Origin of the sequence: Micromonospora sp. NPDC007220 (assembly GCF_040634035.1) — a bacterium.
GTDB lineage: Bacteria > Actinomycetota > Actinomycetes > Mycobacteriales > Micromonosporaceae > Micromonospora > Micromonospora reichwaldensis.
The window spans coordinates 393,367-405,749 of record NZ_JBEYEU010000003.1; the positions used below are offsets into that span (position 1 = coordinate 393,367).

Sequence of the window (12,383 nt, forward strand, 5' to 3'; positions counted from 1 at the left end):
CATCGGGTAACCTGGCCAGGTTGCCCGGGCTGCGCCTGGCGGCGACCTCATGAACGTTTCAATCCCAGGAGTATCCCGTGGCTAGCGTGTGCGACGTCTGTGGCAAGGGACCGGGCTTCGGCCACAACGTGTCCCACTCGCACCGGCGGACCAACCGCCGCTGGAACCCGAACATCCAGTCGGTGCGTACCCCGGCCGGTGGCGGCAACACCAAGAAGTTGAAGGTCTGCACCTCCTGCATCAAGGCGGGCAAGGTCACCCGCGCCTGACGCGGTAGGCCCCAGCTTCACACTCGTCATTGCCGGCGGGCCGTTGCGGTCCGCCGGTTCTGTCGTGTCCGGCGACGCTCCACCTCCGATGCCCGTCCGCGCACAATGCGGGGCGTGCGGCGCGCCGAGGTCCGGAACAGCCCCCGGCGCGAGACGGTGCCGGCGGCCCTCGGCGCGCCGAAACGGGTCAGGGCACGCGCAGAACGGTCAGAGCGTGCGGGCGAAGGAGATGCAGCCCGGGGCGTCGCGGTAGAAGCCGAAGTTCGGGATGCGCTCGTAGCCGGCCGCCGTGTACATGGCGATGGCCTCCGGCTGTTTGTCGCCGCACTCCAGGATGATCCGTTTGCGCCCGTGCTCCCGCGCGGAGCGCTCCACCGCCGCCAGCACCGCCCGGGCCACGCCCCGGCCCCGGACCGCCGGCGCGGTGTACATCCGCTTCAGCTCGGCGGTGTCACCCTCGTCACCGTGGCTGCGCCAGCCGCCGCAGCCGACCGGCTCGCCGCCGAGGTGGGCGACGAGGAAGGCGCCGGCGGGCGGCGCGAACTCGCCCGGGTCGACCGGGGTCTCGTCGCCGCTGCCGCCGTACCGGGCACCGAGGTCGGCCAGCGCGGCGCGGATCAGCCGCTGCGCCACCGGCGAGTCGAAACGCTCGGCCCGAATCTCGATCTCACTCACGGAGTAAAGGGTACGACGCCGATCGGGCCTTACCGAAAGTGGTCCCAGCCAGCGGGTCCGTCGTACGGCCGCCCGTCGACCGTGACACCCGAGCCCTCCGTCACCCGCCCGATCGGCCGCCAGTCGTCCGGCAGCGCCACCGCCGACGGGAAGGTCGCGGCCAGCGCGTGGTCCTCGCCCCCGGCGAGGAGCCAGGAGTACGGGTCGACGCCGAGCGCCTGGGCGGCGTCGCGCATCTGCCGGGGCACCTCGAAGGCGTCCCGGCGCACGTCCACGGCGACCCCGCTCGCCTTCGCCACGTGCCCGACGTCGGCGAGCAGCCCGTCCGACACGTCGATCATGGAGGTGGCGCCGAGCCGGGCGGCGTGCGGCCCGGCCGCGTAGGGCACCTCGGGCCGCCGGCAGGCCTCCACCAGCAGCCGGGGCGTACGGAAGCCCCGGGAGAGCACGGTCAGCCCGGCCGCCGCGTACCCGATGCGGCCGGCCAGGGCCAGCACATCACCGGGCCGCGCGCCGGAGCGCGTCACCGGCGGCCGGCCACCCAGGTCCCCGAGGGCCGTGACCGCGATGGTCAGCGTCGGACTGCCCGACATGTCCCCGCCCACCACGCTCGCGCCGACCTTCGCCGCCTCGGCGGCCAGCCCGTCGGCGAGCTCCTCGGCCCACGCGGGATCCAGCTCGGGCGGCATGCAGAGCGCCACCAGCAGCGCGGTCGGCTGCGCCCCCATCGCGGCGATGTCGGCCAGGTTCGCCGCCGCCGCCCGGTGGCCGACGTCACGCGCGCTGGACCAGTCCCGCCGGAAGTGCCGCCCCTCCACCAGCACGTCGGTCGAGGCCGCGACCCGGCCGTCCGGGGCGGCCACCACCGCCGCGTCGTCCCCCGGGCCCAGCAGTACCGTCGATCCGTACGACAACCGGGCGGTCACCCGGTCGATCAGGCCGAACTCGCCGATCCCCGCGACGCTCATGCCGCTCCTCCGCCGTGCTGCTCGCTCACCGCTTCTCCTTGACCACCGATAGGGATCAGACCTGGTCCGTAAGGTACTTTCTCCCTTCGGGCCGCTCCAGGGCGGCGACGGACGGAGGTCGAGTCGTGGTACAGGCGTACATCCTCATCCAGACCGAGGTCGGCCGGGCGCGTGACGTGGCCGGTCTCATCTCGGACCTTGCCGGCGTGGTACGCGTCGACGCCGTCACCGGGCCGTACGACGTGGTCGTGCTCACCGAGGCGAAGACCGTCGACGAGCTCGGCAAACTCATCGTCAGCAAGGTGCAGATGGTGCCTGGCATCACCCGCACCCTCACATGTTCGGTGGTGCGCCTGTAAGTGGACAAGATCACTGACTCTCCCGTGACCGATTCCGCCCAGCCGGACGAGGTGACCCCCGACCGCCCGACCCGCGACCGCACGACCCGCGGCGCCGCGCTGGTCGCCACGCTGATCGCGCTGCCGGTCACCGTGCTGGTGGGCGCGTTCGCGTTCGCCCAACTCTCCCCCGACGAGCGGGCCGAGCCGGCCGCCACGCCGAGCGCGACCGCCACGAGCGCCGGGCCGCGCTCCACCGCCCCGGTCGAGATGGCCGCGCCGGCGCTGGCCGAACGGCCCGCCACGGTCTGCCGCGCCCTGCTCTCCCAGTTGCCGCCCACGGTCAACGACCTCGCCCAGCGCCCGGTCACGGCCGGCCCGGAGCAGAACGCCGCGTACGGCGACCCGGCGGTCACCGTCGCCTGCGGCGGGGCCACGCCGGCCGTCGACGACACCGACCACGTCTGGACGGTCAACCGGGTCTGCTGGTACGCCAGCGAGGAACGCGACGCCACCGTGCTCACCACCATGGACCGGGAGACCGCCGTCACGGTCCGCGTGCCGCACTTCTACGGGCAGGGGTTGCAGTGGGTCGCCCCCGTCTCGGACACGATCGTGGCCTCCGTGCCCTCCGTCGCCGCCGCCGACACCCCCAGCGGCTGCCGGACCTGACACGGTCTCCGCACCCGGCCCGCCTCGCGTGCGCGGGGCGGGCGGTGGGAAGGGCACCTTCCCGCGCGTCAGGCGTCAGGCGGGTGCTCTTCCTGTGCGTCAGGCGTCAGGCGGGCGCCCTTCCCGGCGCGAGCGGCTCAGTGCAGGCCGACGCCGCGGTGCAGGGCGGTGCGGATGAGGCGGTTGACCAGCTTCGGGTACTCCAGCCCGGACGCCGCCCACATGCGCGGGAACATCGACGTCGGGGTGAAGCCCGGCATGGTGTTGATCTCGTTGAGGTAGACGTCCAGCTCCGGGGTGACGAAGAAGTCGACCCGGGCCAGGCCCGCGCAGTCGAGCGCGGTGAAGGCGCGGGTGGCGTACTCCCGGATCTGGCGGGTCACCCGCTCCGGCAGGCCGGCGGGGATGTCGTACTCGCAGGCGGACTCGGAGTCGATGTACTTCGCCTCGAAGTCGTAGAAGTCGTAGTCCCCGACCACCCGGACCTCGGCCAGCACGGACGCCTCCGGCGCGCCGCCGGCCTCGCCCTCCAGCACGCCGCACTCGATCTCGCGCCCGACGACCGCACCCTCGACGAGCACCTTCGGGTCGATCTGCCGGGCGGTGGCGACCGCCGCGTCGAGGTCGGCCCAGTCGTCGACCTTGCTGATGCCGAACGACGAACCGGCCCGGGACGGCTTCACGAAGACCGGCAGGCCGAGCCGCTCCTTGTCCGCCTCGCTCAACGTCATCCCGTTGCGCAGCACCGCGTACGGGCCCACCGGGATGCCCTCGACGGCGCAGAGCTTCTTGGTGAACTCCTTGTCCATGGCGGCGGCGGAGGCGAAGACGTTCGCCCCGACGTACGGGATGCCGGCCATCTCCAGCATGCCCTGGATGGTGCCGTCCTCGCCGTACGCGCCGTGCAGCACCGGGAAGACCACGTCGACGTCGGCGAGCGCCCTGGGCCCCTCGGTGGGGTCGAGCACCATGAGCCCGTTGCCGGTCGGGTCGGCCCGCAGCACGATGTCGGTGCCGGACTCGGCGGTGATCTCCGGCAGCCGGCGCGCGTTGATCGCCAACTGACCGGGGTCGCCGCTGGTCAGCACCCACTGGCCGGCCCGGGTGATGCCCACCGGCACCACCTCGAACTCGTCCGGGTCGAGGGCGCCGAGAACACTGCCGGCGCTGACGCAGGAGATGCCGTGCTCCGGGCTGCGGCCGCCGAACACGATCGCCACGCGGGTCCTGCCTGGGGTGGTCACTGCGTCACCTCTTCGTACGCGACTGCTCCGGTCGGGGCGCTCACCCGGTTGACCTTACTGTGCGTGGCGGGCACCGGCTGCCGATACCCGGGGACAGCCGGACCGCCGCAGCAACCGGTCAACAAAGGATTCACGCTCCGTAACCGCCCGTACGGGGACGGTGACGGCACGGGGCGCCCACTACGCTGCACGTCCTATGAGCGCTGATCCCCTCATCGAGTCCCTGACGGCGGCCCTGGACGCCCGCCCCGACGACCTGCCGCTGCGCCTGCACCTCGCCGCGCTGCTGCTGGACGCCGGCCGGGCCGGGGAGGCGATCGCGCAGGTCGGGCAGGCCCTCGCCCGGGATCCGGGCAACGGCCAGGCGCAGGCGCTGATGCAGCGGGCGCTGGGCGGCTCCGTGCCCCCGCCGCCGACGCCGGCCCCGGCGGACCCGCGGCCGCCGGCGCAGCGTCCGGCACCGGCCGGGCCCGGCGGTTCCGCCGCGACCGCCGACCAGGATCCCCTCGCCGCCTACGAGCAGGAACTGGCCGACGTGGTGCCGCCGCGGTTCGCCCGCGCCGGCGACGAGCCGGAGCCGGTCGCCGGCCACTCCGACCGGGTGTACGACGTGGAGGCCTCCGGCATCCGGCTGGCCGACGTGGGCGGCATGTCGGCGGTCAAGGAGCGGCTGGAGCTGGCCTTCCTCGGCCCGCTGCGCAACCCTGAGCTGCGCAGGATGTACGGCAAGAGCCTCCGTGGCGGCCTGATGCTCTACGGCCCGCCCGGCTGCGGCAAGACGTTCCTGGCCCGGGCGGTCGCCGGGGAGATGGGCGCGAAGTTCATCTCGCTGTCCATCGTGGACGTGCTCGACATGTGGATGGGCAACTCGGAGCGCAACCTGCACGAGCTGTTCCAGGCGGCCCGCCGCAACGCGCCCTGCGTGCTCTTCCTGGACGAGGTCGACGCGCTGGGGCACAAGCGCTCGCAGGTCGGCTCCAGTTCGATGCGGACGCTGGGCAACCAGCTGCTGGCGGAGCTGGACGGGATGGAGGGCAGCAACGAGGGGGTCTTCGTGCTGGCCGCCACCAACACCCCGTGGGACGTCGACCCGGCGCTGCGCCGTCCCGGGCGGCTCGACCGGGTGGTGCTGGTGCTGCCGCCGGACGCCGAGGCGCGCCGCGCCATCCTGGAGTACCACCTGCGGGAGCGGCCGATCGCGGGGATCGACCTGCGGAAGATCGTCGCCGCCACCGAGGACTACTCGGGCGCCGACCTGGCCCACCTCTGCGAGACGGCCGCCGAGTTCGCGATGGCCGACTCGGTACGCACCGGCGAAGTGCGGATGATCGAGCACCGGGACCTGGAGCGGGCGGTCAAGGAGGTCCGGCCATCGACGAAGCCGTGGATGGCCACCGCCCGCAACGTGGCGATGTTCGCCAACGAGGGGGGCGTCTACGACGACCTGGTCGCCTACCTGAAGCGGCGCCGGATGCTGTGACGCGGACGGCCCGGCGGGGCGCCGGGCCGCGCCTCCCGCCGGGCCGGGCCGCCTGCCGGGCGGCCCTCCCACCCGGCGGGGCCGCCTCCCGCGACCGCACCGCCCTCGACGGCGTCAGCCGCGCGCGTGCCGCCGGCCGATGGCGATCACCTTGACCCGCTGCCGGCCGGCCCGCACCATGCCCAGCGCCATGAACGCGCCCGCGATCCGGTCCGCCGCCTCGCGGCTGCTCGCCCCGACCACCTGACGGCGGCGCTCGGGGCAGTTGCGTTCGTCGCGTCCGGCGCCCTCGGCCGGCCGCACGTCGGTGAGCACCACCAGGAACCGCGTCATCGGTGCCCGCCGGGGCGGTCGGCGCGAGCCTGTCGGGCAGTACGCACGTCGATCCCCTTCCGGCTGACGGGCCACGGGGCGTGGCACGCGGCGATCGGGTACGGGGGAGAAACCCGATCGCCGCGCGCCCCTTCCCCTCCGGTCGCTCACCACCGCCGTCGCCACGACAACCGGCAGTGAGGACGCGATGACAGACTGACAGGTCTACAGCCATGAATGCAACTCTCATCGACGTTCTCTCATCTACACGTTCCCGGCAAGATGTGCGACGATCGATGCATGGCTCCGAAGACCGCCCGTGCCCGGCGACTGGGCATCGCGCTGCGCACCCACCGGGAAGCCGCCGGCCTCACGCTGGAGGCGGCGGCGGACGAGATCAGCAGCACCCGCAGCACCCTGTCCCGCTACGAGAACGCGCAGACGCTGGTCAGCCCCGCCACCGTGCGCGCCCTGCTCACCCTCTACGGGGTCGGCGCGGACGAGGTGGCCGCCGCCGTGCAGCTCGCCAAGGACGCGCGCAAGCCCGGCTGGTGGGTGTCCTACTCGCACCTGCTCGACCGGCGCACCATCGACTTCATCGCGCTGGAGGCCGAGGCCACCGGCATCGCCAACTTCGAGCCCTCGGTGGTGCCGGGGCTGTTGCAGACCGCCGACTACATCCGTGGCGTGATGCGCGGCGGCCCGCACACCCTGCGCGACGACGAGGTGGAGCAGCGGGTCCAGTTCCGGCTCGACCGGCAGCAACGGCTCATCAGCGACCAGCCGCCGATCCTGGACGCCATCATCGACGAGGGCGCGCTGCTGCGGCCCGTCGGCGACCGGTCGGTGATGGAGTCGCAGCTGCACCACCTGGTCAAGATGGGCGAGCTGCCCAACATCACGGTCCAGGTGATCCCGCTCGCCGCCGGCTACCACCGGGGCACCCGGGGCTCGCTGCACATCCTGGAGTTCGCAGACCCGGAGGACCCGATCATCGCCTCGGTCGAGACGGTGGCCGGGCAGATGGTCCTCGACCGGCCGGGCGACCTGCGTACCTGCACCAAGATCATGGAGCACCTGCGGACCGTCGCGCTCAGCCCGGCGGACAGCCGCGACCAGCTCCTCCAACTCCTGAAGGGACGGTAGGACCATGACACCGACGATCAGCGCGGCGCTGGCCGTGGCGCGGTGGCGCAAGAGCAGCCGCAGCGGCGACGAGGGGGCGTGCGTGGAGATGGCGTTGGTCCCGGGCACGGTCGCCGTCCGCGACTCCAAGGACCCGTCCGGCCCCGCACTGCTCTTCCCGCCGGCCGCCTGGGCCGCCTTCGTCGGGGCGCCGCCCGGACACTGACCCCTCCCTCCGGGGGCGCCGGCGCGCCCGCTGACCCGTCGCGCCGGCGCCCCGCCGGCGGCGGTCCCACCGATGGGAGCCGGTGGGGCCGTCGCCCGGCGGGGTCGGCTCCGACGGGGGACGACCGGCCGCACCGCCTCGCATTGGAGGCGGGCGCAGTGCCCTCGCCCGGCGGGGAGGCGGGCGGGTCAGCCCGCGACGACCGGGCGGGGCGCGGGGCCGGCGCGCAGCGCCTCCAGCGCCGCGATGGCCACGCCCCGGGCGCCGGCCATGTCCCGCTCGGGCACCAGGGCGAAGGTGGCCGACGCGGCCTGCTCCTCCCGCAGCACCGTGTGCTCCCGCACCGTCGCGAGGAACCAGTCCCGGAACTCCGGGGCCGCCTCCACCACCCCGCCCCCGACGAAGTACGCATGCGGATCGGTGAAGTTGGCCGCCACGGTGAAGAGTCGACCCAGCGCCATCGCCTGCTGGGTGAACACCTCCCGGGCCAACGCGTCGCCGCGCTCGCCGTAGCCCCGGACCAGCTTCGCCGCCCGCTCCGGCGGCTCGGCGGCCAGCGGATGGTCCGGAAAGCGTCCCAGCCAGTACGGCAGCAGGTTCCGCCCGATGGCGGTCAGCGAGGCGACGCTCTCGGCGTCCCCGGCGAAGCCGCAGGCGCACGTGGGCATCGGCTGGTCCGGCGCGAGCAGCCCGGTCAGCGGAATGTGCACGTGTCCCAGTTCGCCGGCCATCCCGGCCGCCCCGGCGACCACCCGGCCCGCCTCGACCACACCGCCGCCCAGCCCCGTGCCGACGATGGCCGACACCGACGAGCGGCGCATCGCCTCCGCGCCGAAGTGCGCGTGGTGGGCGTAGAGCGCGGCGGCGTTGCCGTCGTTGTGGTAGAGCACCGGCAGGCCGAGCCGCCGTTCCAGGGCCGTCCGCACGTCGTAGCCGCGCCAGGCCGGCTGGGAGAAGTTGGTCGACCCGCGCGACGAGATCACCCCGGTCGCGCTCGCCGGCCCCGGCGTGTCCAGCCCGACCGCGCGCACCGCCGTGCGGGGCACCCCGGTCAGCGCCAGCACCCCGTCGAACGCGCGGGCCAGCGCCTCGATCGCCGCCGCCGGGCCGGCGCTCACCTCGCTCGGGTTCTCCACCAGGCCGTCCACCAGGAACCGGCCGTCCACGGTCAGCACCGTGGCGTTGTTGCTGGTCCCCCCGTTGTCCAGCCCGACGACCACCGGCACGTCCGCACCACCCACGTCAACCCGCCTTCCGCCGCCACGCCTGCCGTGAGGCTAGTTCCCCTTCCCCGCCCCCGCCAGGCCGCGCCCACCGGCCGTACCGGCCCGATCCAGCGCCGTCGCGGCGACGGCCGGGCCCGCGAGGCGACCGGCGGAGGTCAGCCCGGGCGGCGGGCCGAGACGGCGGTGGCGCCCCGGTCGTCGTCCCGGGTCACCGTGGGGTGCAGGCCCACGGCGGTCAGCGCCGCGCGGAGCGCCTCCACCTGCCCCTCCCCCGCCTCGACCACCAGGTGCCCGCCCGGGGCCAGCCAGCGCGCCGCGCCCTCGGCGACGCGGCGCAGCACCGCCAGGCCGTCCGGCCCGCCGTCGAGGGCCACCGGCGCCTCGTGCAGCCGGGCCTCCGGCGGCATCAGCGCCACCGCCGCCGTCGGCACGTAGGGGGCGTTGGCCAGCACCAGGTCCAGCCGGCCCCGCCAGCGCGCCGGCAGCGGGTCGTACAGGTCGCCCTCGAAGACCGGCACGGCCAGCGGGGCCAGGTTGCGCCGGGCGCAGGCCACGGCGGCGGGGTCCACGTCGGCGGCGGCCAGCCAGCGCGGCGCGAGCCGGCGGGCCAGCGCCACCGTGGTGGCGCCGGAGCCGCAGCACAGGTCCACCACGGCCGCCGCCGGGCCGGTCACCGCGACGGCGACGTCGACCAGCAGGGCGGTACGCGCACGCGGCACGAACACGCCGGGGTCGACGGCGATCCGCTCGCCGCAGAACTCGGCCCAGCCGAGCACGTACTCCAGCGGCAGCCCGGCGACCCGGCGGTCGACCAGGCCGGCCAGCGCCTCGGCCGAGTCGGCGGCGGCGATCAGCAACTCCGCCTCGTCCTCGGCGTAGACGCAGCCGGCGGCGCGCAGCCGGTGCACGAGGGCGGGCCGGTCGGGGCGGAAGGAGAAGACGGTCACGGGGCACCTCCGGGCCGGTGTCCGGTGCTCAGCGGCTGGCGTCCAGTGCGGCGGTCACGTCGGCGACCAGGTCGACGGCGTCCTCGACCCCGCAGGAGAGCCGGACGAAGCCGGGCGGGGTGTCGTCGCCCCACTGGGCCCGCCGGTCGGCGGTGGTGTGCAGGCCGCCGAAGGAGGTGGCCGCGGCCACCAGCCGGGCCGCGTCGAGGAACCGCGCCACCCGCCCGGCGTCGCCGAGGTCGAAGCAGAGCACGCCGGGGATCCGTCGCATCTGGACCGACGCCACCGGGTGGGCCGGGTCGCCGGGCAGCCCCGGCCAGCGCAGCCCGGTCACGTCGTCGCGCCCCGCGAGCAGCCCGGCGAGGGCCTGCGCGTTCGCGGTCTGCCGGGCCAGCCGCAGGTCGAGGGTGGCCAGCGACCGGTGCGCGAGCCAGGCGTCGAACGCGCCCGGCACGGCCCCGGTGACGTTCCGCCAGGCGGTGACCGCGTCCCGCAGCTCGGGCGAGCGGGTCGCGACGTAGCCGAGCAGCAGGTCGGAGTGCCCGGTCAGGGCCTTCGTCCCGGAGGCCACCACGACGTCGGCGCCCAGGTCGAGCGGGCGCTGCCCGAGCGGTGTCGCCGTGGTGTTGTCGACCGCCACCAGGGCACCGGCGGCGTGCGCCCGGGCGGCCAGCGCCGCCACGTCGGCGACGTCCAGGCCGGGGTTGGCCGGGGTCTCCAGCAGCACCAGGCGTACGCCGTCGAAGGCCGGGTGCGGGCCGGCGGTCGGGGCGAGGAGCACCCGTACGCCGATGCCCTCCAGCGTGTCGGCGGCGAAGGCCCGGACGGCGAAGTAGCCGTCCGACGGGAGCACCACGGTGTCCCCCGGCCGCAGCAGCGTCAGCAGCAGCCCGGTGATCGCGGCCTGCCCGCTGGCGAAGACCCGGCAGTCGCCCCCCTCCAGTTCCCCGACCGCCGCCTCCAGCAGCCGCCGGGTGGGGTTGTCCGGCCGGCCGTAGCCGTCGGGCGCCGCCGCCGGCCCCGCCCACGGGTCCAGGTGGTACGGCGCGGCGAACACCGGCCCGGGCAGGAACGGCTGGCCGGGAGCCGGCTCGGGCAGGCCGGCGCGGACGCAGCGGGTGCCGTCGTGGTGCTCGGTCACGTCGCTCACTCCGGCTTGGTGGTGCGGCTCATCAGCGCCTCGACGGCGAGCCGAGGGTCCATGCCCTCGTGGCAGACCAGCTCGACCTGCTCGGTGATCGGCATCTCCACCGCGTGCGCCCGGGCCAGGTCGCGCAGGGCCAGCGCGCTCTTGACGCCCTCGGCGGTCTGCCGGGTGGCGACGCGTGCCTCCTCCAGGGTCGCGCCCCGGCCCAGGTGCTCGCCGAAGGTGCGGTTGCGGGCCAGCGGCGACGAGCAGGAGGCGACGAGGTCGCCCATCCCCGCCAGGCCGGCGAAGGTGAGCGGGTCGGCGCCCAGGGCCACCCCGAGCCGGGCCGTCTCGGCCAGTCCCCGGGTGACGAGCATGGCCCGGGTGTTGTCGCCGAACCCCATCGCCACCGCGATGCCGTACGCCAGGGCGATCACGTTCTTCACCGCGCCGCCCAGCTCGCAGCCGATCACGTCGTCGTTGGTGTACGGACGGAAGTAGGGCGTGGTGATCGAGCGCTGCACCTGCGTGGCCCGGTCGGCGTCGGTGCAGGCGACCACGGTGGCGGCGGGCTGCTCGGCGGCGATCTCCGGGGCCAGGTTGGGGCCGGAGACCACCACCACCCGGTCCGCCGCCACCCCGGCGGTCTCCACGATCACCTCGCTCATCCGCCTGGTGGTGCCGAGCTCGATGCCCTTCATCAGCGACACCAGGGTGGCGTCCGGATGCAGGTGGGCGGTCCACTCGGCCAGGTTGCCGCGCAGCGTCTGCGACGGTACGGCCAGCACCACCTGCTCGGCCCCGGTGATCGCCTCGGCGGCGTCGCCCGTCGCCGTGACCCGCGACGGCAGCAGCACGTCCGGCAGGTACTCCGGGTTGCGCCGCTCGGCCCGGATCGTGTCGGCGACCGCCTGGCGGCGGGCCCAGACGGTGACGTCCCGCCCGGCGTCGGCGAGGATCTTGGCGAACGCGGTGCCCCACGAGCCGGCACCCAGGACCGCGACGTGCCCGCTCACGCCGCCGCCCCCGGCCGCCGCCGATCGACGGCGGGGCGCGCCGTCCGTTCCCACAGTGGTGGCGGGGTGCCGCCCCGGATCTCGGTGAGCATGTCACGAAGGCGCAGCATGATGGTGTCGGTCATCTCCTCGAGGACGGCCTTCGTCGGGGTCGACCCGGCCCATCGGCCCAGGTCGACGGGGGGTCCGGCGACCACGGTCACCGGGATCCGGGGGCGCGGGTCCAGTCGGGACCGGCGCGGGTCGAAGATGCGCTCCGGGCCCCACATGACGAGCGGGACCACCGGCGCCCCGGTGGCGAGCGCGAGGCGGGCGGCGCCGGTCTTGCCCTTCATCGGCCACAGCTCCGGTTCGCGGGTGATGGTGCCCTCCGGGTAGATCACCACCGCGCCGCCCTGGTCGAGCGCGGCGACGAGGTGGTCCAGCGACCGCACCGCGTCCACGGTGTTGCGCTCGACCGGGATCTGCCGGCACCGGTGCAGGATCCAGCCGATCACCGGGACCCGGAACACGCTGGCCTTGCCGAGGAACTGCGGCCAACGGCCGGAGTCGTAGACGAAGTGGGCCGCGACGAGCGGGTCGGCGTGCGAGATGTGGTTCGGCACGATGATCACGCCGCCGTCGCCGCGCAGGTGCTCCATGCCGTGCCAGCTGCGCCGGGTCCAGACGGTCATCACCGGCTTGACCAGCACCACGGCGAACCATTGCCAGAACCCCAGCCTCCGCCGTGTCACCGCGCCTCCTCGTGCCGCCCCG

At 74.8% G+C, this 12,383-nt stretch carries 15 protein-coding genes; 6 read left to right on the forward strand and 9 right to left on the reverse strand.

The window, feature by feature from the left end:
• Positions 1-77 precede the first annotated feature (77 nt).
• Positions 78-269: a 50S ribosomal protein L28 gene (gene rpmB, locus ABZ573_RS10165; RefSeq protein WP_011905179.1), complete on the forward strand. Its 192-nt coding sequence runs from the start codon at positions 78-80 to the stop codon at positions 267-269.
• Between the two features lie 207 nt (positions 270-476).
• On the opposite strand, the gene ABZ573_RS10170 is transcribed toward rpmB, so the two are convergent.
• On the reverse strand, positions 477-944 hold the full coding sequence (locus ABZ573_RS10170; RefSeq protein ID WP_358117247.1) for a GNAT family N-acetyltransferase: 468 nt from the start codon (positions 942-944) through the stop codon (positions 477-479).
• Positions 945-973: 29 nt separating this feature from the next.
• On the reverse strand, positions 974-1,912 hold the full coding sequence (locus ABZ573_RS10175) for a thiamine-phosphate kinase (protein WP_327030758.1): 939 nt from the start codon (positions 1,910-1,912) through the stop codon (positions 974-976).
• A gap of 125 nt (positions 1,913-2,037) precedes the next feature.
• On the opposite strand from ABZ573_RS10175, the gene ABZ573_RS10180 reads away from it, so the two are divergent.
• Both ABZ573_RS10180 and ABZ573_RS10185 read left to right on the forward strand, forming a co-directional pair.
• Complete coding sequence (locus ABZ573_RS10180; protein WP_132232626.1) at positions 2,038-2,271, forward strand: Lrp/AsnC ligand binding domain-containing protein; 234 nt, start codon at positions 2,038-2,040, stop codon at positions 2,269-2,271.
• Positions 2,272-2,922, forward strand: coding sequence for a DUF3515 family protein (locus ABZ573_RS10185; RefSeq protein WP_327030757.1), 651 nt, complete (start codon positions 2,272-2,274; stop codon positions 2,920-2,922).
• A gap of 137 nt (positions 2,923-3,059) precedes the next feature.
• Here ABZ573_RS10185 and ABZ573_RS10190 read toward each other — a convergent pair whose 3' ends face one another.
• Positions 3,060-4,166: a D-alanine--D-alanine ligase family protein gene (locus tag ABZ573_RS10190; RefSeq protein ID WP_327030756.1), complete on the reverse strand. Its 1,107-nt coding sequence runs from the start codon at positions 4,164-4,166 to the stop codon at positions 3,060-3,062.
• A gap of 196 nt (positions 4,167-4,362) precedes the next feature.
• Between ABZ573_RS10190 and ABZ573_RS10195 the strand changes: the two genes are divergently transcribed.
• Positions 4,363-5,646 (forward strand): ATP-binding protein, encoded by a 1,284-nt coding sequence (locus ABZ573_RS10195; RefSeq protein ID WP_151455421.1) that lies wholly within the window; start codon positions 4,363-4,365, stop codon positions 5,644-5,646.
• A gap of 114 nt (positions 5,647-5,760) precedes the next feature.
• On the opposite strand, the gene ABZ573_RS10200 is transcribed toward ABZ573_RS10195, so the two are convergent.
• A complete protein-coding gene (locus ABZ573_RS10200) occupies positions 5,761-5,979 on the reverse strand; it encodes a hypothetical protein (protein WP_121396133.1) in 219 nt (72 codons plus the stop codon).
• A 279-nt stretch (positions 5,980-6,258) separates the two neighbouring features.
• Here ABZ573_RS10200 and ABZ573_RS10205 point away from each other — a divergent pair, with 279 nt between their 5' ends.
• Together ABZ573_RS10205 and ABZ573_RS10210 are read left to right on the forward strand one after the other, a co-directional pair.
• Positions 6,259-7,104, forward strand: coding sequence for a helix-turn-helix transcriptional regulator (locus tag ABZ573_RS10205; protein WP_151455423.1), 846 nt, complete (start codon positions 6,259-6,261; stop codon positions 7,102-7,104).
• Positions 7,105-7,108: 4 nt separating this feature from the next.
• Entirely contained in the window at positions 7,109-7,309 is a 201-nt protein-coding gene (locus ABZ573_RS10210; protein ID WP_358117253.1) for a DUF397 domain-containing protein, read from the forward strand.
• Positions 7,310-7,497: 188 nt separating this feature from the next.
• On the opposite strand, the gene ABZ573_RS10215 is transcribed toward ABZ573_RS10210, so the two are convergent.
• From ABZ573_RS10215 to ABZ573_RS10235, 5 genes are all read right to left on the reverse strand, one after another.
• The gene (locus tag ABZ573_RS10215) at positions 7,498-8,550 is read right to left on the reverse strand and encodes an ROK family protein (protein WP_358117256.1); all 1,053 of its coding nucleotides are present in this window, start codon (positions 8,548-8,550) and stop codon (positions 7,498-7,500) included.
• Positions 8,551-8,690: 140 nt separating this feature from the next.
• Positions 8,691-9,482, reverse strand: a complete 792-nt coding sequence (locus tag ABZ573_RS10220; RefSeq protein ID WP_358117259.1) for a putative protein N(5)-glutamine methyltransferase — start codon at positions 9,480-9,482, stop codon at positions 8,691-8,693.
• Positions 9,483-9,510: 28 nt separating this feature from the next.
• On the reverse strand, positions 9,511-10,632 hold the full coding sequence (locus tag ABZ573_RS10225) for a cystathionine gamma-lyase (RefSeq protein ID WP_358117262.1): 1,122 nt from the start codon (positions 10,630-10,632) through the stop codon (positions 9,511-9,513).
• Positions 10,629-11,627: an NAD(P)H-dependent glycerol-3-phosphate dehydrogenase gene (locus ABZ573_RS10230; protein ID WP_151456690.1), complete on the reverse strand. Its 999-nt coding sequence runs from the start codon at positions 11,625-11,627 to the stop codon at positions 10,629-10,631. The genes ABZ573_RS10225 and ABZ573_RS10230 overlap by 4 nt, the downstream gene beginning before the upstream one ends.
• The gene (locus ABZ573_RS10235; protein WP_151456689.1) at positions 11,624-12,361 is read right to left on the reverse strand and encodes a lysophospholipid acyltransferase family protein; all 738 of its coding nucleotides are present in this window, start codon (positions 12,359-12,361) and stop codon (positions 11,624-11,626) included. Before ABZ573_RS10235 ends, ABZ573_RS10230 begins: the two co-directional genes overlap by 4 nt.
• Between the last annotated feature and the right edge of the window lie 22 nt (positions 12,362-12,383).

Excerpts from the sequence above, each read along its gene's own strand:
- ABZ573_RS10175 (WP_327030758.1), bottom strand. The coding sequence starts at position 1,912 with ATGAGCGTCGCGGGGATCGGCGAGTTCGGCCTGATCGACCGGGTGACC.
- ABZ573_RS10195 (WP_151455421.1), top strand. The coding sequence starts at position 4,363 with ATGAGCGCTGATCCCCTCATCGAGTCCCTGACGGCGGCCCTGGACGCC.
- ABZ573_RS10200 (WP_121396133.1), bottom strand. The coding sequence starts at position 5,979 with ATGACGCGGTTCCTGGTGGTGCTCACCGACGTGCGGCCGGCCGAGGGC.
- ABZ573_RS10205 (WP_151455423.1), top strand. The coding sequence starts at position 6,259 with ATGGCTCCGAAGACCGCCCGTGCCCGGCGACTGGGCATCGCGCTGCGC.
- ABZ573_RS10210 (WP_358117253.1), top strand. The coding sequence starts at position 7,109 with ATGACACCGACGATCAGCGCGGCGCTGGCCGTGGCGCGGTGGCGCAAG.